Annotated in this window: 1 protein-coding gene; it reads right to left on the bottom strand. The window is 57.8% G+C overall.

Features of this window, described 5'->3' with window-relative positions; genetic code table 11:
- Positions 1-214: 214 nt before the first annotated feature.
- A partial coding sequence (locus QMX97_RS32060) for a hypothetical protein (RefSeq protein WP_282398239.1) occupies positions 215-443 on the bottom strand: 229 nt, incomplete at its 5' end.

The following is a 443-nucleotide window of genomic DNA, read 5'->3' as shown; positions in this document are numbered from 1 at the left end:
GAGCGGGCTTGCCCCGCGTTGGGCTGCGCAGCAGCCCCAATAAGACCGCTGCGGTCTTTCAGGTAGATCCGGTACTCAGGTTTTAGGGGGGCTTCGCCCCCCAACGCGGGGCAAGCCCGCTCACCACAAAGGAAGTGTGCTCATCACAATAGGCTCACCCTTCCCTCTGCGATTCAAACTACTCTGCCAACAAACCCTCACTCAACGCATAAGGCTAGCCCTCGAACAAAATCTCCCACGGCCTGTGTGCTTGTTTATGGCAGCAGCAATTGTTGTGGTGAGCAGACCCGTTTTTTGTGGTGAGCAGGTTTGCTTTTTGTTGTGAGCAGGCCTGTTTCTGTGGTGAGCGGGCTTGCCCCGCGTTGGGCTGCGCAGCAGCCCCAATAAGACCGCTGCGGTCTTTCAGGTAGATCCGGTACTCAGGTTTTAGGGGGGCTTCGCCC

It is taken from the genome of Pseudomonas sp. PS01298 (genome assembly GCF_029959745.1).
Taxonomy (GTDB): Bacteria; Pseudomonadota; Gammaproteobacteria; order Pseudomonadales; family Pseudomonadaceae; genus Aquipseudomonas; species Aquipseudomonas aylmerensis.
This window is presented reverse-complemented; position numbering and strand designations above follow the sequence as displayed.